Origin of the sequence: Ensifer sp. R-19, from assembly GCF_049905105.1 — a bacterium.
Lineage (GTDB): Bacteria > Pseudomonadota > Alphaproteobacteria > Rhizobiales > Rhizobiaceae > Ensifer.
Map to the genome: position 1 here is coordinate 1,603,199 of NZ_CP184569.1, position 22,754 is coordinate 1,625,952.

General features: G+C 61.8%; 22 protein-coding genes and 1 pseudogene. 16 read left to right on the top strand and 7 right to left on the bottom strand.

Annotation, left to right across the window (positions count from 1 at the left end; genetic code table 11):
• The first annotated feature begins 34 nt into the window (after window positions 1-34).
• Complete coding sequence (gene purB, locus ACN9MO_RS07830) at window positions 35-1,336, top strand: adenylosuccinate lyase (protein ID WP_057250170.1); 1,302 nt, start codon at window positions 35-37, stop codon at window positions 1,334-1,336.
• A gap of 152 nt (window positions 1,337-1,488) precedes the next feature.
• Entirely contained in the window at window positions 1,489-1,794 is a 306-nt protein-coding gene (locus ACN9MO_RS07835) for a PilZ domain-containing protein (RefSeq protein ID WP_057250168.1), read from the top strand.
• 14 nt (window positions 1,795-1,808) lie between these two features.
• Here the strand turns inward: ACN9MO_RS07835 and ACN9MO_RS07840 are convergent.
• Together ACN9MO_RS07840 and ACN9MO_RS07845 are read right to left on the bottom strand one after the other, a co-directional pair.
• Window positions 1,809-2,746 (bottom strand): annotated as a pseudogene (locus tag ACN9MO_RS07840) (IS110 family transposase).
• 400 nt (window positions 2,747-3,146) lie between these two features.
• Window positions 3,147-3,962 (bottom strand): DUF2189 domain-containing protein, encoded by an 816-nt coding sequence (locus ACN9MO_RS07845; RefSeq protein ID WP_057248964.1) that lies wholly within the window; start codon window positions 3,960-3,962, stop codon window positions 3,147-3,149.
• Window positions 3,963-4,219: 257 nt separating this feature from the next.
• Between ACN9MO_RS07845 and ACN9MO_RS07850 the strand changes: the two genes are divergently transcribed.
• Together ACN9MO_RS07850 and ACN9MO_RS07855 are read left to right on the top strand one after the other, a co-directional pair.
• Window positions 4,220-4,774 (top strand): RBBP9/YdeN family alpha/beta hydrolase, encoded by a 555-nt coding sequence (locus ACN9MO_RS07850; protein WP_057248963.1) that lies wholly within the window; start codon window positions 4,220-4,222, stop codon window positions 4,772-4,774.
• A gap of 194 nt (window positions 4,775-4,968) precedes the next feature.
• Window positions 4,969-7,503 (top strand): EAL domain-containing protein, encoded by a 2,535-nt coding sequence (locus tag ACN9MO_RS07855; RefSeq protein ID WP_057248962.1) that lies wholly within the window; start codon window positions 4,969-4,971, stop codon window positions 7,501-7,503.
• Between the two features lie 53 nt (window positions 7,504-7,556).
• On the opposite strand, the gene ACN9MO_RS07860 is transcribed toward ACN9MO_RS07855, so the two are convergent.
• On the bottom strand, window positions 7,557-7,871 hold the full coding sequence (locus tag ACN9MO_RS07860; protein ID WP_057248961.1) for a DUF1476 domain-containing protein: 315 nt from the start codon (window positions 7,869-7,871) through the stop codon (window positions 7,557-7,559).
• Window positions 7,872-8,207: 336 nt separating this feature from the next.
• Between ACN9MO_RS07860 and purC the strand changes: the two genes are divergently transcribed.
• From purC to ACN9MO_RS07880, 4 genes are all read left to right on the top strand, one after another.
• Complete coding sequence (purC, locus tag ACN9MO_RS07865) at window positions 8,208-8,972, top strand: phosphoribosylaminoimidazolesuccinocarboxamide synthase (RefSeq protein ID WP_057248960.1); 765 nt, start codon at window positions 8,208-8,210, stop codon at window positions 8,970-8,972.
• A gap of 18 nt (window positions 8,973-8,990) precedes the next feature.
• Complete coding sequence (gene purS, locus ACN9MO_RS07870; protein WP_057248959.1) at window positions 8,991-9,233, top strand: phosphoribosylformylglycinamidine synthase subunit PurS; 243 nt, start codon at window positions 8,991-8,993, stop codon at window positions 9,231-9,233.
• Window positions 9,234-9,398: 165 nt separating this feature from the next.
• Window positions 9,399-10,070 (top strand): phosphoribosylformylglycinamidine synthase subunit PurQ, encoded by a 672-nt coding sequence (purQ, locus tag ACN9MO_RS07875; protein ID WP_043614510.1) that lies wholly within the window; start codon window positions 9,399-9,401, stop codon window positions 10,068-10,070.
• Window positions 10,071-10,126: 56 nt separating this feature from the next.
• Window positions 10,127-10,534 (top strand): hypothetical protein, encoded by a 408-nt coding sequence (locus ACN9MO_RS07880; RefSeq protein ID WP_057248958.1) that lies wholly within the window; start codon window positions 10,127-10,129, stop codon window positions 10,532-10,534.
• A gap of 90 nt (window positions 10,535-10,624) precedes the next feature.
• Here ACN9MO_RS07880 and ACN9MO_RS07885 read toward each other — a convergent pair whose 3' ends face one another.
• A complete protein-coding gene (locus tag ACN9MO_RS07885) occupies window positions 10,625-10,879 on the bottom strand; it encodes a DUF1127 domain-containing protein (protein WP_192494708.1) in 255 nt (84 codons plus the stop codon).
• Between the two features lie 82 nt (window positions 10,880-10,961).
• Between ACN9MO_RS07885 and ACN9MO_RS07890 the strand changes: the two genes are divergently transcribed.
• From ACN9MO_RS07890 to ACN9MO_RS07925, 8 genes are all read left to right on the top strand, one after another.
• Window positions 10,962-12,380: a PLP-dependent aminotransferase family protein gene (locus ACN9MO_RS07890; RefSeq protein WP_113132887.1), complete on the top strand. Its 1,419-nt coding sequence runs from the start codon at window positions 10,962-10,964 to the stop codon at window positions 12,378-12,380.
• A 91-nt stretch (window positions 12,381-12,471) separates the two neighbouring features.
• On the top strand, window positions 12,472-13,053 hold the full coding sequence (locus tag ACN9MO_RS07895) for an acyloxyacyl hydrolase (RefSeq protein WP_057248942.1): 582 nt from the start codon (window positions 12,472-12,474) through the stop codon (window positions 13,051-13,053).
• A 195-nt stretch (window positions 13,054-13,248) separates the two neighbouring features.
• The gene (purL, locus tag ACN9MO_RS07900) at window positions 13,249-15,480 is read left to right on the top strand and encodes a phosphoribosylformylglycinamidine synthase subunit PurL (protein WP_113132888.1); all 2,232 of its coding nucleotides are present in this window, start codon (window positions 13,249-13,251) and stop codon (window positions 15,478-15,480) included.
• Between the two features lie 234 nt (window positions 15,481-15,714).
• Window positions 15,715-15,948, top strand: coding sequence for a BolA family protein (locus tag ACN9MO_RS07905; protein ID WP_057248940.1), 234 nt, complete (start codon window positions 15,715-15,717; stop codon window positions 15,946-15,948).
• 6 nt (window positions 15,949-15,954) lie between these two features.
• The gene (locus tag ACN9MO_RS07910) at window positions 15,955-16,200 is read left to right on the top strand and encodes a hypothetical protein (protein WP_057248939.1); all 246 of its coding nucleotides are present in this window, start codon (window positions 15,955-15,957) and stop codon (window positions 16,198-16,200) included.
• A 234-nt stretch (window positions 16,201-16,434) separates the two neighbouring features.
• Window positions 16,435-16,773: a Grx4 family monothiol glutaredoxin gene (gene grxD, locus ACN9MO_RS07915; RefSeq protein ID WP_057248938.1), complete on the top strand. Its 339-nt coding sequence runs from the start codon at window positions 16,435-16,437 to the stop codon at window positions 16,771-16,773.
• Between the two features lie 461 nt (window positions 16,774-17,234).
• Window positions 17,235-18,473: a multidrug effflux MFS transporter gene (locus tag ACN9MO_RS07920; protein WP_057248937.1), complete on the top strand. Its 1,239-nt coding sequence runs from the start codon at window positions 17,235-17,237 to the stop codon at window positions 18,471-18,473.
• Between the two features lie 49 nt (window positions 18,474-18,522).
• Window positions 18,523-19,815, top strand: a complete 1,293-nt coding sequence (locus ACN9MO_RS07925; RefSeq protein WP_057248936.1) for a multidrug effflux MFS transporter — start codon at window positions 18,523-18,525, stop codon at window positions 19,813-19,815.
• Window positions 19,816-19,894: 79 nt separating this feature from the next.
• Here the strand turns inward: ACN9MO_RS07925 and ACN9MO_RS07930 are convergent, their stop codons facing one another.
• The 3 genes from ACN9MO_RS07930 to ACN9MO_RS07940 form a co-directional block, all read right to left on the bottom strand.
• The gene (locus ACN9MO_RS07930) at window positions 19,895-20,719 is read right to left on the bottom strand and encodes an inositol monophosphatase family protein (RefSeq protein ID WP_057248935.1); all 825 of its coding nucleotides are present in this window, start codon (window positions 20,717-20,719) and stop codon (window positions 19,895-19,897) included.
• Window positions 20,716-21,600: a tRNA 2-thiocytidine(32) synthetase TtcA gene (gene ttcA, locus ACN9MO_RS07935; protein ID WP_057248934.1), complete on the bottom strand. Its 885-nt coding sequence runs from the start codon at window positions 21,598-21,600 to the stop codon at window positions 20,716-20,718. Before ttcA ends, ACN9MO_RS07930 begins: the two co-directional genes overlap by 4 nt.
• A gap of 131 nt (window positions 21,601-21,731) precedes the next feature.
• Window positions 21,732-22,679 (bottom strand): glutaminase, encoded by a 948-nt coding sequence (locus ACN9MO_RS07940; protein ID WP_057248933.1) that lies wholly within the window; start codon window positions 22,677-22,679, stop codon window positions 21,732-21,734.
• Between the last annotated feature and the right edge of the window lie 75 nt (window positions 22,680-22,754).

Here is a 22,754-nt window from a genome sequence, read left to right on the forward strand (position 1 = left end):
GGCCATCCTCCACTGACGACGAAAGCTAAAGCCCATGATCCCGCGCTACTCCCGTCCGGAAATGGTGGCCATCTGGTCGCCGGAAACCAAGTTCCGCATCTGGTTCGAGATCGAGGCTCATGCCTGCGATGCGCTTGCCGAAATCGGTGTGATCCCGAAGGATGCGGCCCGCACGATCTGGGAGAAGGGCGGCGCTGCCACCTTCGACGTCGCGCGCATCGATGAGATCGAAGCCGTCACCAAGCATGACGTCATCGCCTTCCTGACGCATCTTGCCGAATTCGTCGGCCCGGACAGCCGCTTCATCCACCAGGGCATGACCTCGTCCGACGTGCTCGACACCTGCTTCAACGTCCAGCTCGTCCGCGCGACCGATCTGCTGCTCGCGGATCTCGACCATCTGCTCGAAGCTCTGAAGCGCCGCGCTTTTGAACACAAGGACACGGTGACGATCGGCCGTTCGCACGGTATCCACGCCGAACCGACGACGTTCGGCGTCAAGCTGGCGCTTGCCTATGCCGAGTTCGACCGCTGCAAGCAACGCCTGCTGGCCGCACGTGAGGAAGTCGCCACCTGCGCGATCTCCGGCGCCGTCGGCACCTTCGCCAACATCGATCCGCGCGTGGAAGAACATGTCGCCAAGGCGCTTGGCCTGAAGCCGGAACCGGTTTCGACACAGGTCATCCCGCGCGACCGTCATGCCATGTACTTCGCCACCCTCGGCGTCATCGCCTCGTCGATCGAGCGCCTGGCGACGGAAATCCGTCACCTGCAGCGCACCGAAGTGCTCGAAGCCGAAGAGTATTTCTCGCCGGGCCAGAAGGGCTCGTCGGCAATGCCGCACAAGCGCAACCCTGTTCTGACCGAGAACCTGACGGGTCTCGCCCGCATGGTCCGCGCCTTCTCGGTACCGGCAATGGAAAACGTTGCCCTCTGGCACGAGCGCGACATCTCGCACTCCTCTGTCGAGCGCATGATCGGACCGGATGCGACGGTGACGCTCGACTTCGCGCTTGCCCGCCTGACCGGCGTGATCGACAAGTTGCTCGTCTACCCCGAGAACATGATCAAGAACATGAACAAGTTCCGCGGTCTGGTTCATTCGCAGCGCGTGCTGCTGGCGCTGACCCAGGCAGGGGTATCGCGTGAGGATGCCTACCGCCTCGTGCAGCGCAACGCCATGAAGGTCTGGGAACAGGGCAAGGACTTCCTTGAGGAACTGCTGGCCGATACGGAAGTCCGTGCGGCGCTTTCCGAGGAAGACATCCGCGAGAAGTTCGATCTTGGCTACCACACCAAGCACGTCGACACGATTTTCAAGCGCGTCTTCGGCTGAGCCTGACAGTGCGCGGGTCACACGCCCGCGTTGCACCTCATGAATATGCCCGCATTTGGCGCACATCGCTCAAATGCGGGCATTTCTTTTAGCGCGATATTCAGTGATCGTGTGTGACGATCCGGGCCTGTCAATTCAGGTTCGAGGATCACATGGCCTACAAGGACAGCACGGAGCGTGCGGGAGCACGCACACAGACGAAGATCACTGGCATGGTCACCTGCAAGACCGGGTCCAGCAACGGCGTCGTCAAGGACCTTTCGGACGAAGGCATCTGTTTCCAGCTCTATTTCGACATCGGCGCCAAGACGGGGCAGGAAGTGACGATCAGGAGCGAGGAACTGGGCTTCCTGACCGGCATGGTACGCTGGTACCGCGGCGACAAGATCGGCATCAAGCTCAATCTGTCGTCCAACACGGCGGCGCAGATTTCCTCCTACTACAAGCACTTTCGCTAGAGTATCCGTGTTGGTCAAGTACGGGTTGGTTCCCATATGCGGCCATCCCTGAGCAATGCGTTTGCGATGATGATGAGCTTTCGCATGACGGCGGTAATGGCGAGAGTTTTGAGGCTTTTCCGGCGGCCTTGAGCCGGTCGTACTTGGCCTTGAGGTCGGGATTGAAGCGGATGGCGACGAGCGCGGGCATGTAGAGTGCTCGTCGGACATTGGCCCGGCCGCCGCGGATGAAGGCGCGGCCGATCCACTGTCCGGACTGGCGAGCGACCGGAGCGAGGCCGGCGAGGGAAGCGACCTGGGCCTGGTCGAGTGTACCGAGTTCGGGCATGTCGATGAGAAGCGCGAAGGCGGTGATTGCTGACACGCCCGGGATCGAGACGAGGATGTCGAAGCGTCGTGCGAGGTCGGGATCGACCTTGATGAGCGCCATGATCTCGTTTTCGAGGGCCGCGATCTGGCGCTCGATCTGCCTGAGCTGTTCGGCGTTGTGGCGCTTGAGGATCGGCAAGGTCAGGTTTTTCGCCCTGTTCCTGGCGGCCGTTCGGTTCTTCACCAATGCCTCGCGGGCCATGTGCAGGTCCTTGAGATCGTTGAGGGTCGGGCCTCGCGCCGGCCGCGCCTGAAGTTCGAGCAACGCCCCCATGCGGGCGAGCATCGCAGCATCCAGCCGGTCGGTCTTGGCGAGCCTGCCGGTGGCCTCGGCAAATCGCCGCGCCTGACGCGGATTGACCTTGACCAGCGCGAAGCCCGCCTCTGCCAGCCTGTGCTCAAGGGCCCGATGATAGGGGCCTGTCGGCTCGTAGACGATACGCAGCTCAGGCCGCTCCAGCCAGCCGATCAATGTCCTATGGCCACGGCTGTCGTTGGCGAAGCGCCGGCTCACACCGTCGCTCAGCCTGTGGACGTCGAGATGGTCTTTCGAGATGTCGACCCCGATGCTATCGTTCATCATCTTTCGCTTGTCCTGTGCTTGTCATCCGGAGCCGAACTCCGGGTATCCGTTCAGGCCTCAAGGGAAAGACGAGGGCGATCCGACTCTAGCTCGACCCATCAAAAGGTCCGCAATTCCAACGATCCGACCCTCGCCGCTGCGGGAGGGCGGCGACCCTCCCGCAGCGGTTCCTTTCTGACCTGTTCGGCAGCCAATGTCATAAGACAAGCAATTCCAGGAAAAGTGCGAAACGGTTTTCCGTCCGGAATTGCGTAATTTCAAAGATCTAGATCACTTCATTGTTTCGATGAAACAATGAAGTGAGCTAGGCCGTAAGACCGGTCTTCGCTCACGCTTGAAAGCGCCGCAAGTCGATTGACCTGCGGCGCTTTTCGCGTTGATAGGTTGCGCCGTGACTCGCCTATCGTGAACCGGCGCGCGGACCTGGCTCCACCATCTTGCGATAGATATGCCATGTGGCGTGGCCGAAGATCGGCATGATGACGGCAAGACCGACGAAGACCGGGATCGAGCCGATCACCAAGCCAGCCGCGATGATGAAGCCCCAGAGCGCGACGGGTACCGGATTGACGAGGGTCGCGCGGATCGACGTTTCCACCGCCGCGACGGCGCCGACATCGCGATCGATCAGCAAGGGGAAGGATACGACCGTTGTCGCGAGCACGATGACCGCGAAGACGAAGCCGACGGCGTTGCCGACGAGGATCAGGTTCCAGCCCTGTTCGGTACCGATGATGCCGTTCCAGAAGGCAGCGATCGAAGCCGGCGGTTCGGCCCCGAAGATTTGTACGTAGAGCGCCTGGGCCACCAGCAGCCAAACAATGAAGACCACGAAAAGCATGGCGGCAACGGCCATGATCGATGGCAAGGCTGGAGAGCGATGCAGGCGAAGCGCATGCGGCCATGAATAGTCCATGCCGAGTTCACGCCGTCGACTGATTTCGTAAAGACCGATCGCCGCGACAGGGCCGATCAGGGCAAAGCCCGAGACCAGCGGATAAAGCAGCGGCAGCATGTTTGCGCCTGCGCTCCAGGTAATCAGCACGGCGCCGGCAATCGGGTAGATCAGGCATAGAAAGACGTAGTGCGACGGCTTTTCGCGAAAATCTTCAAATCCGAGACGCAAGGCGTCGAACACATCCGAGACACCAATCTTCTTTATCCCGGGGTGGGCGACACTCGCATCCGCCCCCGACAGAACATGGAATGTTGTCATGGCTCACTCCTCAACGAACTAGAGCGGCCGCGGAACAGAGATGCGACGAAACAAAGTCGCACCAACCGCGACCGTCATGGCGATTATACAGAAAATGAAGGCGCTGTCGCCTGCCGCCTGTTTCTCCAGGTCGTTACCGATCCAGGGATGAAAACAACAGTCCTTCGAAGTGTTGCGGCGACCATGGCGCCTCTCAAATAGCGCACGGCGTTGCAGGTCTTGACTTCGGCCGCTTTCAGCGCCACATCGCGGCCACTATGAAAGTATCCGACGCCCATATCCTCATTGTCCCTGGCTACACCAACTCCGGACCGGAGCACTGGCAGACCCGCTGGGAGCGCAAGATGTCCACCGCGCGCCGCGTCGAGCAGGCGGAGTGGGCAAAGCCCGTGCGTGAAGATTGGGTGGCGCGCATGATCGAAGAGGTCAATGCGGCGGAAAAGCCGGTCGTCATCGTCGCCCATTCGCTTGGCGTCGCGACTGCGGTGCACGCCCTGCCCCACTTCAACAAGCCGATCGCTGGCGCCTTCCTGGTAGCACCTCCGGATGTGGCCAATCCGACGATCCGCCCGAAGCATCTGATGACATTCGGCCCCTATCCGCGTGATCCCCTGCCGTTCCCGTCGCTGATGGTTGCAAGCCGCAACGATCCTTTCGGTTCCTACGAACACGCAGACGATATCGCCAAGGCCTGGGGTTCGCTGCTCGTCGACGCCGGCGAATCGGGCCATATCAACACCGAGTCCGGGCATGGCCCCTGGCCGGAGGGAACGATGGTGTTCGCTCAGTTCCTGAGCCGCCTGAAGCCCTGATGCTTCGCCGCCCCGGTTGACGGCTGCTGCGACTTCCCATTAATCCGACGTTCATTGTCCGCGGTCATCATCGGTCGGCATGGCAACGTGACTCGTCGTCAAAGGGCGTTGAGCGCTGTCGAATCTTGATTTGCAGCCTGATTTCCGGCTCCCGTGCCTTGGAAATGCGGCCGCAAACGCTGGACATGGGATAAGTGGCCGTCAACGAAGGTCTCACCAAAGGTGCGCGTGGTGCGCCAGCGAATTCGGATGTTCTCACGCAGGCCGCTCTGGAGCGCTTGCCGGCCGGAGCAATCATTGCCAATGATCTGGGACGGATCATAACGACCAACGCGCGCGCCGGCGAACTGCTGCTAAGGACACCCGCTTCGCTCCGCAAAGCCCTTCTCGCAGATCTCGTGCTGGATGAGGACCGGCCGCTGTTGCCGGCGCGGAACACCTTGGCGCCCACGACGACCGCGTCCACGACGCTCCGTTTCGAAAGCCTCTCCGGTCCGCTGCCGATGCTTGTCTCCTGGTCACCCGTGCTTTTTGCCGACCAGGACGCCTTTCTCCTGTTGATGCTCCCCGCCCATGAGCTCGTCGACGAAATCGCCGGTCTGCGCAACGACGAAACCCGCTGGAAATATGCGCTCGACAGCGCACTTGAAGGCGTGTGGGATCACGACTTCGAAACCGGGAACCTGTTTTACTCCACCACCTGGAAGCGGCTTCGTGGCCTGCCCGACGATGCCGAAGTCGACGGTAGTCTTGAGACCTGGATCCAGAACGTCCACCCCGACGACCACGCGCATGTGCGTGCCGCAATCGAGCGTCAGGATTCCGGCGAGGCTGTGTTCAACACCTTCGAGTACCGCGAGCGCCATGCGGACGGGCATTGGGTCTGGATCGAGAGCCGTGGCGCGTCCGTTGCCTATTGGCCGGATGGCAGACCCTCCCGCATCATCGGGACGGACACGGACATCACGGCGCGCAAGGAGGCGGAGGCCCGTCTCGAAGAGGTCTCTCGCCGCCTGAGGCTCGCTCTCGGCGTTTCGAAGATCGGCGTGTTCGACTTCAACCTCGACGCCCAGAGGGACGACTGGGACGAGCGCATGTTCGAGATCTACGGCCTCGACCCAAGTGATGGGCCGCCGAGCTCCGAAGCCTGGGAGAGCACGCTGCATCCCGACGACCGCGACAAGGTCATCGCTCGGACCAACGAAGGCATCGCTTCCGGCAAGCCCTACAGCAATGCCTTTCGGATCGTGCGCCCGGACGGCACGATCCGGCATATCCGCTCCAATGCGGCGACCTATATCGATCATCTCGGGACGCGAAAGCTCATCGGGGCGAACTGGGACGTCACCGAAGACATCGCTTTGCAGGAGGACTTGCGCCAGGCCCAGGCTTCCGCCGAAGCGCGCAACCGCGAGCTCGAGCTGGCGCGGATAAGGATCGAATACAACGCCCTGCACGACTACCTGACGGATCTGCCCAACCGGCGCTACCTCGACCAGATGCTGGCGGAAAACGTCGCGGTCAACGCCATCCTGCATATCGACCTTGATCGTTTCAAACAGATCAACGACACGCTTGGGCACCAGGCTGGTGATGCCATGCTGACCCATGCCGCTGCCATCCTTCGCGCGCACGCGCGACATGACGATTTCATTGCCCGCATCGGCGGCGACGAATTCGTCATTCTCTGCCGCCGCGGTCGCAACCTGCCGCAGCTCTCCGAGCTTGCCGAGCGTATCGTGCACGCCTTCCGTCGCCCCATTCCCTACGAGGGCCAGCTCTGCCGCCTGGGCGCGAGCATCGGCATTGCCTGGAAAGGGCCTGACGATTTCGATGCGAAGCAGTTGTTGATGAATGCCGACATCGCGCTCTACCGGGCAAAGAGCCTCGGCCGGGACCGGGTCGAAGCCTTTTCTGAGCAGATCCAGACACAAATTCTGACAGCCAAACGGATCGGCGACGATATTCGCCAGGCGATCGAGGAAGGGCAGTTCACGGTTTACTATCAGCCGCAGTTCGATGCGCGTTCACTCGAGATAACCGGTGTCGAGGCTCTGGTTCGCTGGAACCATCCTGAGCGCGGGGTGCTTGCCCCCTTCCATTTCCTGAAGGTCGCGGAGGAGATCAATGTCCTGCCGGCCATCGACCGAAAGGTCGTGGAGCTCGCCTATGCCGACTTTCAGTCCTGGCGGCAGTCCGGCTTCGCCATTCCCAAGATCTCGGTCAACATGTCGTCGCCGCGCCTGCGTGATCCCGGCCTGATCGCCGACCTGCGTGATCTGCAGATCGCCCCTGGCGTCCTCTCGTTCGAATTGCTCGAATCCATCTTCCTCGACGATCCGGAAGATGAAATCGCCGAAACCATCTCGGCCCTCGGCGCGCTTGGGATCGAGGTGGAGATCGACGACTTCGGCACCGGGCACGCCTCGATCATCGGCCTGCTCAATCTCAATCCGGCGCGGCTGAAGATCGACCGGGCGCTGGTCGGACCGATCACGGAGAGCCCGAAACAGGCTAAGCTGGTCCGCGCGATCATCGACATCGGCCATTCGCTCAACATCGAGGTCGTCGGCGAAGGCGTCGAGACCTGGGAGCATGCGGCGATGCTGCGCGATCTCGGCTGCGATGTGCTGCAGGGCTACGCGCTGGCCCGCCCGATGGATCGTCTGGAGCTTGAACGGCGCCTGCGGCGCGGATGGAAGCCGGTCTTCGGCACGGAGGACAAATAAAAACGCCCGGCTTCATGGCCGGGCGTGAACGGTCGGCATTGGTGCCTGAAAACTTACTTGTTCTGGATCTGCTGGACGGCTTCGCCGAGAAGCTCGAGCATCCGCAAGCGGATCTGATCTTCCGTCTGGGCAACGCCTGCAGCGTCAAAGTCGGCCTTGATCTTGCGGACGACGTCTTCGTGGCCGGCCTCTTCGAAGTCGGCAACCACCACTTCGTTGGCGTAGGCGTCGGCGTCGGCCTTGCCGAGCAGACCGGCAGCCCAGAGACCGACAAGCTTGTTGCGGCGCGCTTCAGCCTTGAACTTCAGTTCTTCGTCCAGCGCAAACTTCGCCTCGAAGGCCTTTTCGCGATCCTGCATCGTCGTCATCAATCGATCTCCCTGAAAATTCCATGCCGGAAACAGTTATCGCCATAAACCAAAACGGAGGTCAAACTGCAATGCGTAGTTTTCCGGTTTGATGACTTTCATGTTACCCTCCGTATGGTTCCTGAAATCGCCTTCGATTCAGGGACTACATACGTCGCAGCGCCCAAAGTGACACGGCGACCTTGATGCGTCCAGGTAGAGACGCGCGGGCGCCCTATGCAAATCAGGGGACGGGAAGATACGCCGATTGTGAAATCCGTTCTTTTCGGTTATGGACCCCGAGAGATATTCCACGCGCGCGACCCAAGAGCGCCAACAACCACAGAGACAGAATCCATGAATCGTCGCCGCCGTATCTACGAGGGCAAGGCCAAGATCCTCTATGAGGGTCCGGAGCCAGGTACGCTCATCCAATTTTTCAAGGACGACGCGACCGCCTTCAACAAGAAAAAGCATGACGTCATCGACGGCAAAGGCGTGCTGAACAACCGTATTTCCGAGTACATCTTCACGCATCTCAACAAGATCGGCATCCCCACACACTTCATCCGCCGCCTCAACATGCGCGAGCAGTTGATCAAGGAAGTCGAGATCATCCCGCTCGAGATCGTCGTGCGCAACGTTGCCGCCGGCTCGCTGTCCAAGCGCCTCGGCATCGAGGAAGGCACCGTTCTCCCCCGTTCGATCATCGAGTTCTACTACAAGGCCGATGCGCTGGAAGACCCGATGGTCTCCGAAGAGCACATCACCGCCTTCGGCTGGGCAAGCCCCCAGGAACTCGACGACATCATGGCGCTCGCCATCCGCATCAACGACTTCCTTTCGGGCCTGTTCCTGGGCGTCGGCATCCAGCTCGTCGACTTCAAGATCGAGTGCGGCCGTCTGTTCGAGGGCGACATGATGCGCATCGTGCTCGCCGACGAGATTTCGCCGGATAGCTGCCGTCTCTGGGACATCGAGACCCGCGAGAAGCTCGACAAGGACCGCTTCCGCCGCGACCTTGGCGGCCTCGTCGAGGCCTACCAGGAAGTCGCCCGCCGTCTTGGCATCATGAACGAGAACGAACCCGTGCGCGGCACCGGTCCGGTTCTGGTGAAATAACTTTCGGGGAAAATCAAAGTGATCAAGGCACGTGTAACCGTGACGCTGAAGAACGGCGTTCTCGATCCGCAGGGCAAGGCAATCGAAGGTGCGCTCGGCGCACTCGGCTTCGACGGCATCGGCCAGGTCCGTCAGGGCAAGGTTTTCGATCTGCAGATCGAATCCACAGACAAGGCCAAGGCCGAAGAAGACCTCAAGGCGATGTGCGAAAAGCTGCTCGCCAACACGGTGATCGAGAACTACAGCATCTCGTTCGCCTGATCGATCAGGCATGAAGATCGGTCCGTGCCTTCGGGCGCGGATCCAGACGTTAAGAAACGCCGAAGCAGCACGAACGCCCAACGGAGCGGTGCTGCGATCGGGAGATGCCTGGCTCGTCGGGGTGGGGCATCAAGATTTGATCTCGCCGCTAACGGAGACAGAGATATGAAGTCAGCCGTCGTTCAGCTTCCGGGCCTCAACCGCGACCGCGACATGATCGCGGCCCTCACCAAGATTTCCGGCAAGGCTCCGGTCACCGTCTGGCAGACGGAAACGGATATCCCCGATGTCGATCTGATCGTCATCCCGGGCGGCTTCTCCTATGGCGACTATCTGCGCTGTGGCGCGATCGCAGCGCGCATGCCGGTCATGCAGGCGATCAAGGCCAAGGCGGAAAAGGGCGTCAAGGTTCTCGGCGTCTGCAACGGCTTCCAGATCCTCGTCGAGGCCGGCCTCCTGCCGGGCGCGCTGATGCGCAATGCCTCGCTGAAGTTCGTCTGCCGCGAGATCAAGCTCGAAGTGGTCAATGCCGACACCGACTTCACCCGCGCCTACTCGAAGGGCCAGATCATCCGCTCGCCGGTCGCCCACCACGACGGCAACTACTTCGCCGATGCCGAGACGCTGAAGACGATCGAAGGCAATGGCCAGGTGGTGTTCCGCTATGCCGAAGGCACCAACCCGAACGGTTCGATGAACGATATCGCCGGCGTGATGAATGCCGAGGGTAACGTGCTCGGTATGATGCCGCATCCGGAAAACCTGATCGAAGCGGCTCATGGCGGCTCCGACGGCCGCGGCCTCTTTGCGTCTGCGCTCGAAGTAATCGCCGCTTAACCATCCGGCTGATAGAAGGCATCCGATCCATCCCTGAAATGCGAGCGAGACCGTCGATGCCTTCATTTGTCCCTGCACGCCTGGCCGGCCTTGCCTGCGCAACGTTTGGCCTGGCCCTTCTCGCTTCGTGCCAATCGCCGAAGCCGCCGGCGCCGAGCCCGAACACGGCCGCACTGCCGACCATGGAGCGCGTGGCGCTTGGCGCCAACGGCTGCTGGTTCAAATCGGGCGATTCCGAGTTCAAGTCCTATCGCCTGGCGCCGGAGCTTAATTCCTTCTCGGGCCGCCCGCGCATACTGATCGTGCCGCGCAAATCGCCGGAAGCACGCCCGCTCGCCGTCGTTCAGGCCGAGGGCAACCCGGCACGCCTGCAGGCCTTCGGACCGTTGATGAGCGAACCCGTCGGCACGCGGATGGCCGCCGATATCAAGCGCTGGGCTGCCGGCGGACAGGGCTGCAAGTAGACCCCAGTCAAATTGGCGAATTGACCAATGGCCGCCGACCTCAAAGGGCGCCGGCCATTGTGCATTGTCGGACAGTCGTTCTAATCCGAGCTAGCGCCAGAACGGGACAGTCGATTCCTGGCGCGCGTCCTTCTCGGAAACACCGATATCCCTAAGCTGCCAATCGCTCATTTCCCCGAGCGCCATGCGACCGCGTCGCTTCGCCGCCAGTTCGCGATAGAGCCCCCAAAACCGCTTCAACAGGCCTTCGCGTTCGTCCGAATAGTCGCCGCCCAGCAATGTGCTGGTGCGCTCGACGGACTTCGCTTCCGCGCGGGACAAACAAATTGTATCGATTGTACTCATTGATAACCTCAATGCAGCGATTGCTATCGTTGTATCGGTGATAATTGACATATTTCGCGCTGTAATCTAAAGAATTGTCACTATGACAAGTTGGCTCCCAGACATTCAGCAGGGTCACGGTCCGCTCTATGCGCGGATTGCTGACCAGATCGAACAGGCAATTGGCAACGGCGCCCTGCCCGTCGGCGCCAAATTGCCACCGCAGCGCAACCTCGCCTACGACATCGGCGTGACAATCGGCACGATTGGACGCGCCTATAACGTCGTCCGCGAACGCGGACTTGTGAGCGGTGAAGTCGGTCGCGGCACCTATGTACTAGATCATCCCGAAAGCCGTTCGCCGGAGCAGGCGGATCCGCTGACGACTTCGCTCGCCGGCACCCGGCCGCTTGTGGCGCCTGCCGGCAAGTTGAGGTTCGACAGCACAGCGGCGCCCGATATCGGCCAGGGCACGGTCTTGAGCGAGGTGCTTGGCGAGATCAGTCACGACCACCATGCGGACATCGCAAGCTACGCCCGCAACTTCCCGGATCACTGGTTCGAGGCGGGTTGCCTATGGCTGGCGCGCGGCGGCTTCCGCCCGAAGCCGGAAAACATCGTGCCGACGCTCGGTGCCCATGCGGGTGTGGTTGCCGTCATCACTGCGGTTACCGCGCCTGGCGACCGTATCGCCTTCGAGACGCTCACCTATTCGCAGGTGAGCCGCAGCGCCGGCCTGGTCGGTCGCCGGACGACGCTGGTCGAAAGCGACGAGTTCGGGATGATCCCCGAGGATTTCGAGCGCGTCTGCGCGCAGCAGCATCCGAAGCTCGCGTTCCTGATGCCGAGCGCACAAAACCCGACGGTTGCCGTCATGCCGCTTGCGCGCCGCCAGGCGATCGCCGACATCGCCCGCAAATACGGTGTCTGGCTTGTTGAGGACGATCTCTATGGCGCAATGACCGGTGATCAGACGCCGCTCTTGGCCGAGCTTGCGCCGGAACGCACCTTCCTGGTTGGCGGTCTTTCGAAGTCGGTCGCTGCCGGTGTCCGTGGCGGCTGGGTCGCCTGCCCTCCGCATTTCAGCCAGCGTATTCGCATTGCCCACAAAATGGTGAGCGGCGGCTTGCCGTTCATTCTCGCTGAGCTCTGCGCGCGCCTCGTGCTTTCCGGTTCGGCTGCAATCCTGCGCAGCAAGGGCATTGAAGAGGTGCGCGCCCGCGAGGCGATGGCCCGCGAAATTTTCGAAGGCATCGAGTTCACCTCGCACCCCTGTATTCCGTTCCTCTGGATGAAGCTGCCCGACCCCTGGCTTTCAGGTACCTTCAAGCAGGCGGCTTTGCAGGAGGGTGTGCTTGTCGACGACGAGGACGAGTTCAAGGCCGGACGAACCGACCGCGTTTTCCATCGCATTCGCATCGGTTTTTCCTCGCCGCCGGACCGAGCCCAGGTAAGAGCAGGTTTTCAGGCGCTGAAGCGGCTTCTCGACAGCGGGCGGGCGGGCTACGACAGTTTTGAGTGACTATAGAAATCCACGGGGTGACTTTCGGGCAAGGTTGAGCAACATACTACTTTAGCAGTTTGCGCACATGATTCGCCTCTAAGGATTCCGCATGCCGCTACCGTTCAGCCCCGCCTCATCGCGTCGCATTGCCTATCTTCTTCTCGCCACGACCACGTTGACCGCCGCCGCCCCGGCCCTTGCCGCGGACGGTGTTTTCGACGAAATGCGCTTCGGCGTGACGACGTCGATCGCCGCCGGCGACAAGCAGGAAGACGGGGTCTTCCCGTCGTTCACCGTGTATTTCGACCCGTTCGACGCCGATGGGGCGACCGACCTCGGCGAAAAACTGCTGCGCCCACGGGTCTATACCGGCGCGGCGGTTGCGACGTCGTCTAATGGGGTCAATCAGGCCTATGGCGGTTTGAGCTGGACCTTCGACATGACCCAGCGCCTCTTCGTCGAGTTCGGCGCCGGCGGCACGATTCATGACGGCGACCTCGATGAACCCAATGGTTCCGGTCCCCAACTCGGCTGCCGCGTCCTCTTCCGCGAATACGCCGCTGCCGGCGTCCGCCTCGACGAGCACTGGAACGTCTCGGCGACCGTGGAACATGCTTCGCATGCCAATCTGTGCGACGGTCCGAACAACGGCCTGACACGCGCCGGCCTTGCGCTCGGCTACAAGTTCTGACGCTGGTCGCCGCACTGCCTTCTGCAAAGCTTATACGGGCGTCAACCGCTGTTGATCGCCCGTATTTTTCTGTCGCGCCGCGCCGCAGCATAGGCTAAAGAAGCCGCAAAGCGCTCCCTGTGTCTGTTGCGGTTCGCACGCGCCATATTCCTCTTAAGTGGATTGCGCGCCGCCCGAAGGATTTGACGGTCGACGATGACGATTTCGAACACCCGCCCCATCACCCCGGACCTCATCGCATCGCACGGGCTGAAGCCCGACGAATACGAGCGCATCCTGAGCCTGATCGGGCGCGAGCCGACTTTCACCGAGCTCGGCATCTTTTCGGCGATGTGGAACGAGCACTGCTCCTACAAGTCCTCGAAGAAGTGGCTGCGCACGCTGCCGACCAAGGGCCCGCGCGTCATCCAGGGGCCGGGCGAAAACGCCGGTGTGGTGGATATCGATGATGGCGACTGCGTCGTCTTCAAGATGGAGAGCCATAACCACCCCTCTTACATCGAGCCCTACCAGGGCGCGGCGACCGGCGTCGGCGGCATCCTGCGCGACGTCTTCACCATGGGCGCCCGTCCGGTTGCTGCCATGAACGCGCTGCGCTTCGGCGCGCCGGATCATCCGAAGACCCGCCACCTCGTTTCCGGCGTCGTTGCCGGTGTCGGCGGCTACGGCAATTCCTTCGGTGTTCCGACCGTCGGCGGCGAAGTCGAGTTCGATGCCCGCTACAACGGCAACATCCTCGTCAACGCCTTTGCTGCCGGTCTCGCCAAGAGCGATGCGATCTTCTACTCCAAGGCCGAAGGCGTCGGCTTGCCCGTCGTCTATCTCGGCGCCAAGACCGGCCGCGATGGCGTCGGCGGCGCGACCATGGCCTCGGCCGAGTTCGACGAGTCGATCGAAGAGAAGCGCCCGACCGTGCAGGTCGGCGATCCCTTCACCGAAAAATGCCTGCTGGAAGCCTGCCTCGAGCTGATGCAGACCGGCGCCGTCATCGCCATCCAGGACATGGGTGCGGCCGGCCTCACCTGCTCGGCCGTCGAAATGGGCGCCAAGGGCGACCTCGGCATCGAGCTCAACCTTGATAGCGTTCCCGTTCGCGAAGAACGCATGACCGCTTACGAGATGATGCTGTCGGAAAGCCAGGAGCGCATGCTCATGGTGTTGGAGCCCGCCAAGGAAGAAGTCGCCAAGGCGATCTTCGTCAAGTGGGGCCTCGATTTCGCGATCGTCGGCAAGACCACGGACGACCTGCGCTTCCGCATCCTGCACCAGGGCGAAGAAGTCGCGAACCTGCCGATCAAGGAACTGGGCGACGAAGCGCCGGAATATGATCGTCCCTGGACCCCTGCCAAGACCTCGACTCCGCTGGCAACCAACGACATCCCGGCTGCTAACGTCGCCGACGCACTCGTGAAGCTCGTCGGTTCGGCCAACAACTCCTCGCGCCGCTGGGTCTACGAACAGTACGACACCCTGATCCAGGGCAACTCGCTGCAGCTTCCGGGCGGTGACGCTGGCGTCGTGCGCGTCGAGGGTCACGTCTCCAAGGCGCTGGCCTTCTCCTCCGACGTAACGCCGCGTTACGTCGAAGCCGATCCGTTCGAAGGCGGCAAGCAGGCGGTCGCCGAATGCTGGCGCAACCTGACGGCAACCGGCGCGCTGCCGCTGGCAGCCACCGACAACCTCAACTTCGGCAACCCGGAACGCCCGGAAATCATGAGCCAGCTGGTCCATGCCATCAAGGGCATCGGCGAAGCATGCACCGCGCTCGACTTTCCGATCGTTTCCGGCAACGTCTCGCTCTACAACGAGACCAATGGCCAAGGGATCCTGCCGACCCCAACGATCGGCGGCGTTGGCCTGATCAAGGACTGGTCGAAGATGGCGCGCATCCGCTTTGCTGCGGAAGGCGAAACGATCCTGCTTGCCGGTGCACCTGTTGGCCTGGGCACCCACATCGCCCAGTCGGTCTACATGCGAGACGTTCACGGCCGCACCGACGGTCCGGCGCCGCATGTCGATCTGGCGCATGAACGCAAGGTGGGCGATTTCGTCCGCGGCCTCATCGTCGATGGCCTCGTGACGGCCGTTCACGATTGCTCGTCGGGTGGCCTGGCGCTTGCGGTCGCCGAAATGGCGATGGCCTCGGGCATTGGCGCCACGGTTGATGCCGTCGCCGGTCACGACCCGATCGCGACCTTCTATGGCGAAGATCAGGGCCGCTACGTCGTAACTGTTGCCGCTGGCGCACTCGACGCGGTTACCGCCCGCGCTAAGGCCGCAGGCGTTGCCCTGCCCGTCATCGGCAAGACCGCTGGCGATGCCGTCAAGCTCGGCGATGCCAGGGCGGTTTCGGTCGCTGAGCTGCGCTCGACCCACGAAGGCTGGTTCCCGGAATTCATGCAGGGCGATCTCGCTCCCGAGAACTGAGAAACGACGACGGGAACCGCTGATCGGCGGCTCCCGTCTGGCTCTTCGCATGCCTCGAAAGGTGTCATCTGGGGACGCGATCAAGCGTGATCATCTGATCGTACCGGCGCCAGCAACTGGCCGCCCTCACCCAATTCAGCAATTGCGTTCCGCCCCTGAATCGTGGTTCCCTAATTTCATGGATGGCGTCGGCAGGCTGCTGACGTTGCAGAATAAAAAGGGAGTTGGCGTATCATGCCCATGACACCAGGCGACATCGAAGACATGATCAAGGCAGGGATTCCCGGTGCCAAGGTCACGATCCGCGATCTGGCCGGTGACGGCGACCACTATGCCGCCGAAGTCGTGGCCGAGGCGTTTCGTGGCAAGACCCGCGTGCAGCAGCACCAGATGGTCTACAACGCACTCAAGGGCAACATGGGCGGTGTTCTACACGCCCTCGCCCTGCAGACGAGCGCGCCGGAGTAAGCCGGAATGGCTGACCTGATCAAGGAACTCGTCAGCGGCGTCGTTGACAGTGCATTGAAGGAAATCCTCAAGAAGACCGGCGTCAAGCGAACCTCGACCAAGCGGACAAAGCGCCGGACGCGGACGACTTCGTCCGGCGGCGGCATCCTCGCGGATATCCTCGAAGCGGCCATTCGCAAGCCGGCCAAGAAGCAGGTCAGCCGTCGCAAAACGGCTGCGGCGCGCAGCAAGACCCGGCGCCGCACCGCTTGACTGCATGTTTCCTTAACTCGTCGCGGATTTATGGACGAAAACATGCAGAAAATCAAAGTGCTACAGCGACCTTTGCGCGCCTGAGAAGACGCGCGGCGCTGTAGTGGTAATAAAACCACATCTTGAGGCCCATCAATATTTGTTGCGATTGGGTGGTGAAAATCACCAATATGCATGCTATCTAGAACCCAATCGATATCCGGCCCTTGAAGCCGGCGCAGGAAGGAAGACGAGATGAGCGGAATTCACGAATTCATCGACAACGAAGTCAAGACAAACGATGTGGTGCTCTTCATGAAGGGTACGCCGCAGTTCCCGCAGTGCGGCTTCTCCGGTCAGGTTGTCCAGATTCTCGACTACATCGGTGTCGACTACAAGGGCGTCAACGTGCTCGCCGATGCTGACCTGCGCCAGGGCATCAAGGATTACTCCAACTGGCCGACGATCCCGCAGCTCTACGTCAAGGGCGAATTCGTCGGCGGTTGCGACATCGTGCGTGAAATGTTCCAGGCCGGAGAACTGCAGTCTCACCTTGAGGCGCAGGGCGTTGCCGTCAAGGGCGCCGCCGCCTGATCTAAGGACGCCTCGTCCCGATCTTTCGGAGAAGGCGGGCAACCGCCTTTTTTGATTCTGGCCGTAATTCCGCATCGCCTAATTTTCGTTGTCCTTCAGAAGGACTTGCGCGTGCGATTCGCGCAGGTGCCGCCAAGATACGTTCAGAGCGTGCTTCCTTCGGGGAGCGAAGGGCCGGATGTCCGGCCTGTCATGAATCGGTTGCGATCGTTCGGCATAAGCTGCCTGTAGAGGGTCTCGCCTCGCCCCTTGGCGCCCGGAAAGTCCGGTCCCTGCCGCTCGACGCTTCCTACGCTTCATGCCGGCCCGGTCCATGCGGTTGGTTTCCAATCGCCCCGGCTGCCCCCGCTCAATTTCGATATGTCTGCTGGCATGGCGTCAGCCGACACCCTTCTTTTCCGGATTTGCTCCGGACCAACCTGTTTCGCTTGCGCCCGGTGCGCCGCTAGGACTTTTTGCAAATGACCAGCACGACCAACGAAGACGCCCGGCCCGGGGTCACGAAATTCCAGTTCATCGCGCTGATGGCCATGCTGATGGCAACCAACGCCATCTCGATTGACATCATGTTGCCAGGTCTGCAGCAGATCGGAGCCAGCCTCGGCGTCGCCTCTGAAAATGAGCGGCAGTACATCATCACCGCCTATCTGCTCGGCATGGGGGTGGCACAGCTGTTCTTCGGCCCGCTTTCGGATCGCTTCGGGCGTAAGCCACCGCTGATTGCCGGCCTTGCCCTCTATGCGCTCTGCGCGCTGGCGATCGCGATCGTACCGAGCTTCGGCCTCATGCTGGCGCTGCGCTTCGTGCAGGGCGCCGGTGCTGCGGCGACGCGCGTCATCACCATCTCGATCGTCCGCGACGTCTATGGCGGCCGACAGATGGCTGAGGTCATGTCTCTGGTCATGATGGTGTTCATGATCGTGCCAGTTGTGGCGCCTTCGATCGGCCAGCTCATCATCAGCCTTGCCGATTGGCACATGATCTTTGTCGTCGTCGCACTCTATGCCGTGATGAACATTGCAATCGTCGTGTCGAAACTCGGAGAGACGCTCGATCCGGCCCATCGCCGCGCCTTCACGCCGGCGGTCATCCTCAGCGGTTTCCGCATCGTGCTCACGAACCGGGTGTCGCTGCTTTACACGCTCGCGACCTCGGTGATCCTTGGTGCACTGTTCGGCTTCATCAACTCGGCGCAGCAGGTGCTCGTCGGCGTCTACGACCTCGGCGTGTGGTTTCCGCTTGTCTTCGCCGCCTTTGCCAGTATGATGGCGGTCGCTTCCTTCACCAATTCCCGCCTCGTCCGCCGCTTCGGCATGCGGCCGCTATCCCATGCGGCACTCATCGGCTTCACGCTGGCGAGCTTCGTCTGGATGTCGGCCTCGCTCTATGCGCCGCTGCCCTTCCCGGTCTTCGTGGTCCTCTACTGCGCCACGATGTTCCAGTTCGGGCTGATCGCGCCGAACTTCAACGCCATGGCCATGGAGCCGCTCGGCCACGTTGCCGGTACAGCGTCGTCCGTACTCGGCTTCATGCAGACGATCGGCGGCAGCGTGATCGGAGCCTTCATCGGCCAGTCCTTCGACGGCACAGCCACGCCGCTCGCCACTGGCTACTTCACTGTCGCCGCAATCGGTCTCGTTTTCGTTCTGATTGCCGAACGCGGCAAGCTCTTCAAACCGCACCATCAGCCGGCCGGTTGATCCCAGAACCGGCCAGTCCTCATTTTTGAAGAATTTACGGGCTCACCCAATGACCACCATCACCAATCAATCCGAACATATCGACGGGGTTTCCGGGGCTCAGCGCCTCAACATGGGCATCGTCGAGTTCATCATCACCATCGCCGTCATGACGGCGAGTGTCGCCATCGCCATCGACAGCATGTTGCCGGCGTTGCCGGCGATCGGCCAGTCTCTGAACGTCGCCAACACCAATGATAGCCAGTTGGTGATCGGCGTCTTCTTCCTCGGCTTCGGCATTTCGCAGATCTTCTTCGGCAGCCTCTCCGATGCCTTCGGCCGACGCCGCGTGCTGCTCGGCGGCCTCGCCTTCTTTACCGTGTCGATGTTCGCCGCCGCTCTCACCCAGAGCTTCGAGACGCTGCTCATCCTGCGTTTCATTCAGGGCATCGGCGCGGCCGCGATCCGCATCACCACCATGGCGATCGTGCGCGATTGCTTCGGCGGCCGCGAGATGGCGCGCGTCATGTCCTATGTCATGATCGTCTTCATGATCGTTCCGATCGTTGCACCCTCGATCGGCCAGCTCGTGATCCTTTATGCCAACTGGCACTGGATCTTCATCCTGATCGGCGTCATCGGCGCGATCCTGTTCGTCTGGGCCTTTTCCCGCATGAAGGAGTCCCTGCCGCGCGAGGAGCGCATGCCGCTCTCCGTCGGGGCGGTTGCCTCGGGCTTCAAGACCGTTCTCACCAACCGCATCACCTGCGGCTACATGATCGGCATGACGCTCTTCACCGCGGTCATCTGCGCCTACATCGTCACGGTTCAGCAGATCTTCGGCGAGGTCTATGGCCTCGGTGACTGGCTGCCGATCGCCTTTGCCGGCACGGCCGGCGGCATCGCGGTCGCGAACTTCGCCAACGGCTTCTTCGTCCGCAGCTTCGGCATGCGCCGGATCTCGCACGTCTCGATGATCCTGTTCACGCTGCTTTCGGTCGTCGGCTTCGTGATGTCGCTCTCCGGCACGCCGGCCTTCGTCGTCAGCTACCTGATGTTCTCGGTGCTCCTGATGTTCTTTGCGGTGATCGCGACGAACTTCACCGCGATCAGCCTTGAGCCGATGGGGCACCTTGCCGGCACGGCGACGGCGATCACCGGCTTTGTCTCGACCACCGGTGGCGCCTTGATCGGCGGCACCGTCGGCCAGCTCTTCAACGGTACGCTGCAGCCGCTCTTTGGCGGCTTTGCCCTCTTCGGCATTCTGACGGTTCTGGCGACGCTCTGGGCCGAGAAGGGGAAGCTCTTCACCCATCCTGGCGACAAGGACGTCACCATGGATCACGGTGGCGGCCATATGTGATTGGCAGCCGCATGGCAAAAACAAAACCCGCCCGGAGCGATCCGGGCGGGCTTTTCATTTGCAGTCGGCTTCAAACGGCTTAGACCGTGAAGACCTCGCGGCGAAGCGTCTCCCAGCTCTCCTTGTCGGTCGCGAGCAGCAGGCCGCCGTTGAGATGGGCAGGCAGATAGGGCGAACCGTCGAAGCGGGCCGCATAGGCACCGGCTTCCTGCGAAATCAGCGTTCCCGCCAAGTGATCCCAGGGCATCAACTTCTGGTACATCAGGAAGTGCAGATGCCCAGCCGCGAAGATGCGATACTCGTGCGCCGCACAGCGGTAGCTGGTGGCCATACGCACCTTGGCCATATTGGCCATGACTTCGCGCCGTGCTTCCTGCTGGTAAAAGCCAGTCGAGGCACCGCCGACCATGGTTTCCAGCGGCACGCCCGCCGTCACCGACATACGCTCCTGCGAGCCGTCAGGGCGGCACATCCAGGCGCCCGAGCCCTTCTCCGCGATCACCCAGTCGTTGCCGAGCGGATCGTAGATGATGCCAGCGACCGTCTCACCCTTGGAGACCACGCTCGCCATCACGCCGAAGAGCGGCAGGCCAGCGGCGAAGTTGAAGGTGCCGTCGATCGGGTCGACGACGACGGCGAGATCGGTCTCGTTGAGCTTGTCGAGAAGGGTCGGATCGGCTGCTACCGATTCTTCGCCGACGAACAGAGCGCCCGGTGCCACCTCTTCGATACGTGACTTGATCAGCCGTTCGGCCGCCTCGTCGCCTTCGGTCACGAGATCGATCGCTTCGGACTTCATCCGGACATCGCCTGCATCAAGATTGCGGAACCGCGGCAGGATCTCTTTGACCGCCGCTTCCTGCAGGAGGTTGGCAAGGCCGGCGATGTCAACGGAATGGCTCATTCTTTGGGCTCCGGTGTGAGGGACAGGAAATCGAACAGCTTGGGATCGAGCAGATGCGACGGGTTCACGTGACCGAGCGCGCGCAGCATCGTGTCCTTGCGGCCGGGCATGCGCCGCTCGATATCGGCCAGCATCGCCTTCATCGCATTGCGCTCGAGACCATCCTGCGAGCCGCAGAGGTCGCAGGGGATGATCGGAAACTCCATCGCGGAGGCAAACTTGGCGAGATCGTCCTCGGCCGCATAGGCGAGCGGGCGAAGCAACATCAGATCGCCTTCATCGTTCAGCAGCTTCGCCGGCATCGAGGCGAGCCTTCCGCCATGGAAGAAGTTCATGAAGAAGGTTTCGAGGATGTCTTCTCGGTGGTGGCCGAGCACCAGCGCGTCACACCTCTCTTCGCGCGCGATGCGATAGAGGTTGCCGCGGCGCAGCCGCGAACAGAGCGAACAGTAGGTCGCCCCCGTCGGCACCTTTTCCTTCACGATCGAATAGGTGTCGCGATACTCGATGCGATGCTTGACGCCGATCGATGCAAGGTATTCCGGCAGGATGTGCTTCGGGAAGTTCGGCTGGCCCTGGTCGAGATTGCAGGCGATGAGCTCCACCGGCAAGAGCCCGCGCCATTGCAGGTCCATCAAGAGCGCAAGCAGGCTGTAGCTGTCCTTGCCGCCGGAAAGGCCGATCAGCCAGCGCTTCGCGCCCTTCAGCATACCGAAGTCGTCGAGCGCCTGGCGGGTCTGGCGCAGAAGGCGCTTGCGCAGCTTGTTGAACGAGACGGAGGACGGCATGCGGCTGAACAGCGGATGCGTGCCGGCGTCGATCTCGCCCTCATCGAAAGTGATTTCGGCCTGGTCTTGCGACACGTTAAGCGAAAGGTCCATGGCGGGGATCCTGTGCGGTAGGCACGGGCGCAACCCGCGCCCGGCAAATCTTGGCCTGCACTTGCCCGCTCCGGCCGTCAAGATCAAGGGAAATCGGCCGGATTGTGCTGGTTGCGATGCCGCAGAAGGTCCTAGGACCCGAAGACCGACCAGCCGGTGCGCGCTGCCAGCATCTCAAGCGCCAGCGAGCCGAGCAGCGAGTTGCCGTTTTCGTTGAGACCAGGAGACCAGACGGCAACCGACGCCCTGCCCGGCGCCACCGCCAGAATTCCGCCACCCACGCCGCTCTTGCCCGGCAGGCCAACGCGGTAGGCGAAATCGCCCGAGCCGTCATAGTGGCCGCAGGTCAGCATCAGCGCGTTGATGCGTCGCGCCCGCTGGCGCGAGACGACGTTATGGCCCGTCAGCGGATTGCTGCCGCCAGCGGCCAGAAACAGCCCGGCCTTGGCCAGCTGGCTGCAGGTCATCGCCAAGGCGCAATGGTGGAAATAGACGCCGAGTACATGCTCCACCGGATGGTCGAGCTTGCCGAAGGAGCGCATGAAATTGGCAAGGGCGAAGTTCCTGTAGCCGGTGGCCGTCTCCGAACGCGCAACTTCGTGGTCGATGACGATCTCGTCGTCGTCGGCAAGGTAACGGATGAACTGCACGATTTCGCCGATCAGTTCCCGCGGCGTATGGCCGGCGAGGATCAGGTCGCTGATGGTGATGGCGCCGGCATTGATAAAGGGATTGCGCGGCTTTCCGCCTTCCTGCTCCAACTGGACGATGGAGTTGAAGGCCGAGCCGGATGGCTCGCGGCCGACACGGTGCCAGATGTTTTCGCCGTGTTTGCCGAGTGCCAGCGTCAGTGTGAATACCTTGGAGACGCTCTGGATCGAAAACGGCACTTCGGCATCGCCGACCCGGTAGATCTTGCCGTCGGTGGTCACGATCGCCATGCCGAAATGTTTGGGATCGACGCGCGCGAGTTGCGGAATGTAGTCGGCGACCTTGCCCTGGCCGAACCTTGGGCTCAGCTCCCGGTGGATATCGTCGATAATCGCCTGCAGGTCCTGCGCAGCGTTCTGCTCGGGCATCGGCTTCCCTCTCACTCATCGCCTGTCGAAGGGATGAAATCGCGCCATGGACGGCAGCGCAAGGTAATCGCTACC

What these genes read in the sequence shown, in the direction of transcription:
- purB (WP_057250170.1), top strand. Translation starts at nt 35, where the DNA reads ATGATCCCGCGCTACTCCCGTCCGGAAATGGTGGCCATCTGGTCGCCG.
- ACN9MO_RS07835 (WP_057250168.1), top strand. Translation starts at nt 1,489, where the DNA reads ATGGCCTACAAGGACAGCACGGAGCGTGCGGGAGCACGCACACAGACG.
- ACN9MO_RS07845 (WP_057248964.1), bottom strand. Translation starts at nt 3,962, where the DNA reads ATGACAACATTCCATGTTCTGTCGGGGGCGGATGCGAGTGTCGCCCAC.
- ACN9MO_RS07850 (WP_057248963.1), top strand. Translation starts at nt 4,220, where the DNA reads ATGAAAGTATCCGACGCCCATATCCTCATTGTCCCTGGCTACACCAAC.
- ACN9MO_RS07860 (WP_057248961.1), bottom strand. Translation starts at nt 7,871, where the DNA reads ATGACGACGATGCAGGATCGCGAAAAGGCCTTCGAGGCGAAGTTTGCG.
- purC (WP_057248960.1), top strand. Translation starts at nt 8,208, where the DNA reads ATGAATCGTCGCCGCCGTATCTACGAGGGCAAGGCCAAGATCCTCTAT.
- purQ (WP_043614510.1), top strand. Translation starts at nt 9,399, where the DNA reads ATGAAGTCAGCCGTCGTTCAGCTTCCGGGCCTCAACCGCGACCGCGAC.
- ACN9MO_RS07880 (WP_057248958.1), top strand. Translation starts at nt 10,127, where the DNA reads ATGCCTTCATTTGTCCCTGCACGCCTGGCCGGCCTTGCCTGCGCAACG.
- ACN9MO_RS07885 (WP_192494708.1), bottom strand. Translation starts at nt 10,879, where the DNA reads ATGAGTACAATCGATACAATTTGTTTGTCCCGCGCGGAAGCGAAGTCC.
- ACN9MO_RS07890 (WP_113132887.1), top strand. Translation starts at nt 10,962, where the DNA reads ATGACAAGTTGGCTCCCAGACATTCAGCAGGGTCACGGTCCGCTCTAT.
- ACN9MO_RS07895 (WP_057248942.1), top strand. Translation starts at nt 12,472, where the DNA reads ATGCCGCTACCGTTCAGCCCCGCCTCATCGCGTCGCATTGCCTATCTT.
- purL (WP_113132888.1), top strand. Translation starts at nt 13,249, where the DNA reads ATGACGATTTCGAACACCCGCCCCATCACCCCGGACCTCATCGCATCG.
- ACN9MO_RS07905 (WP_057248940.1), top strand. Translation starts at nt 15,715, where the DNA reads ATGCCCATGACACCAGGCGACATCGAAGACATGATCAAGGCAGGGATT.
- ACN9MO_RS07910 (WP_057248939.1), top strand. Translation starts at nt 15,955, where the DNA reads ATGGCTGACCTGATCAAGGAACTCGTCAGCGGCGTCGTTGACAGTGCA.
- grxD (WP_057248938.1), top strand. Translation starts at nt 16,435, where the DNA reads ATGAGCGGAATTCACGAATTCATCGACAACGAAGTCAAGACAAACGAT.
- ACN9MO_RS07920 (WP_057248937.1), top strand. Translation starts at nt 17,235, where the DNA reads ATGACCAGCACGACCAACGAAGACGCCCGGCCCGGGGTCACGAAATTC.
- ACN9MO_RS07925 (WP_057248936.1), top strand. Translation starts at nt 18,523, where the DNA reads ATGACCACCATCACCAATCAATCCGAACATATCGACGGGGTTTCCGGG.
- ACN9MO_RS07930 (WP_057248935.1), bottom strand. Translation starts at nt 20,719, where the DNA reads ATGAGCCATTCCGTTGACATCGCCGGCCTTGCCAACCTCCTGCAGGAA.
- ttcA (WP_057248934.1), bottom strand. Translation starts at nt 21,600, where the DNA reads ATGGACCTTTCGCTTAACGTGTCGCAAGACCAGGCCGAAATCACTTTC.
- ACN9MO_RS07940 (WP_057248933.1), bottom strand. Translation starts at nt 22,679, where the DNA reads ATGCCCGAGCAGAACGCTGCGCAGGACCTGCAGGCGATTATCGACGAT.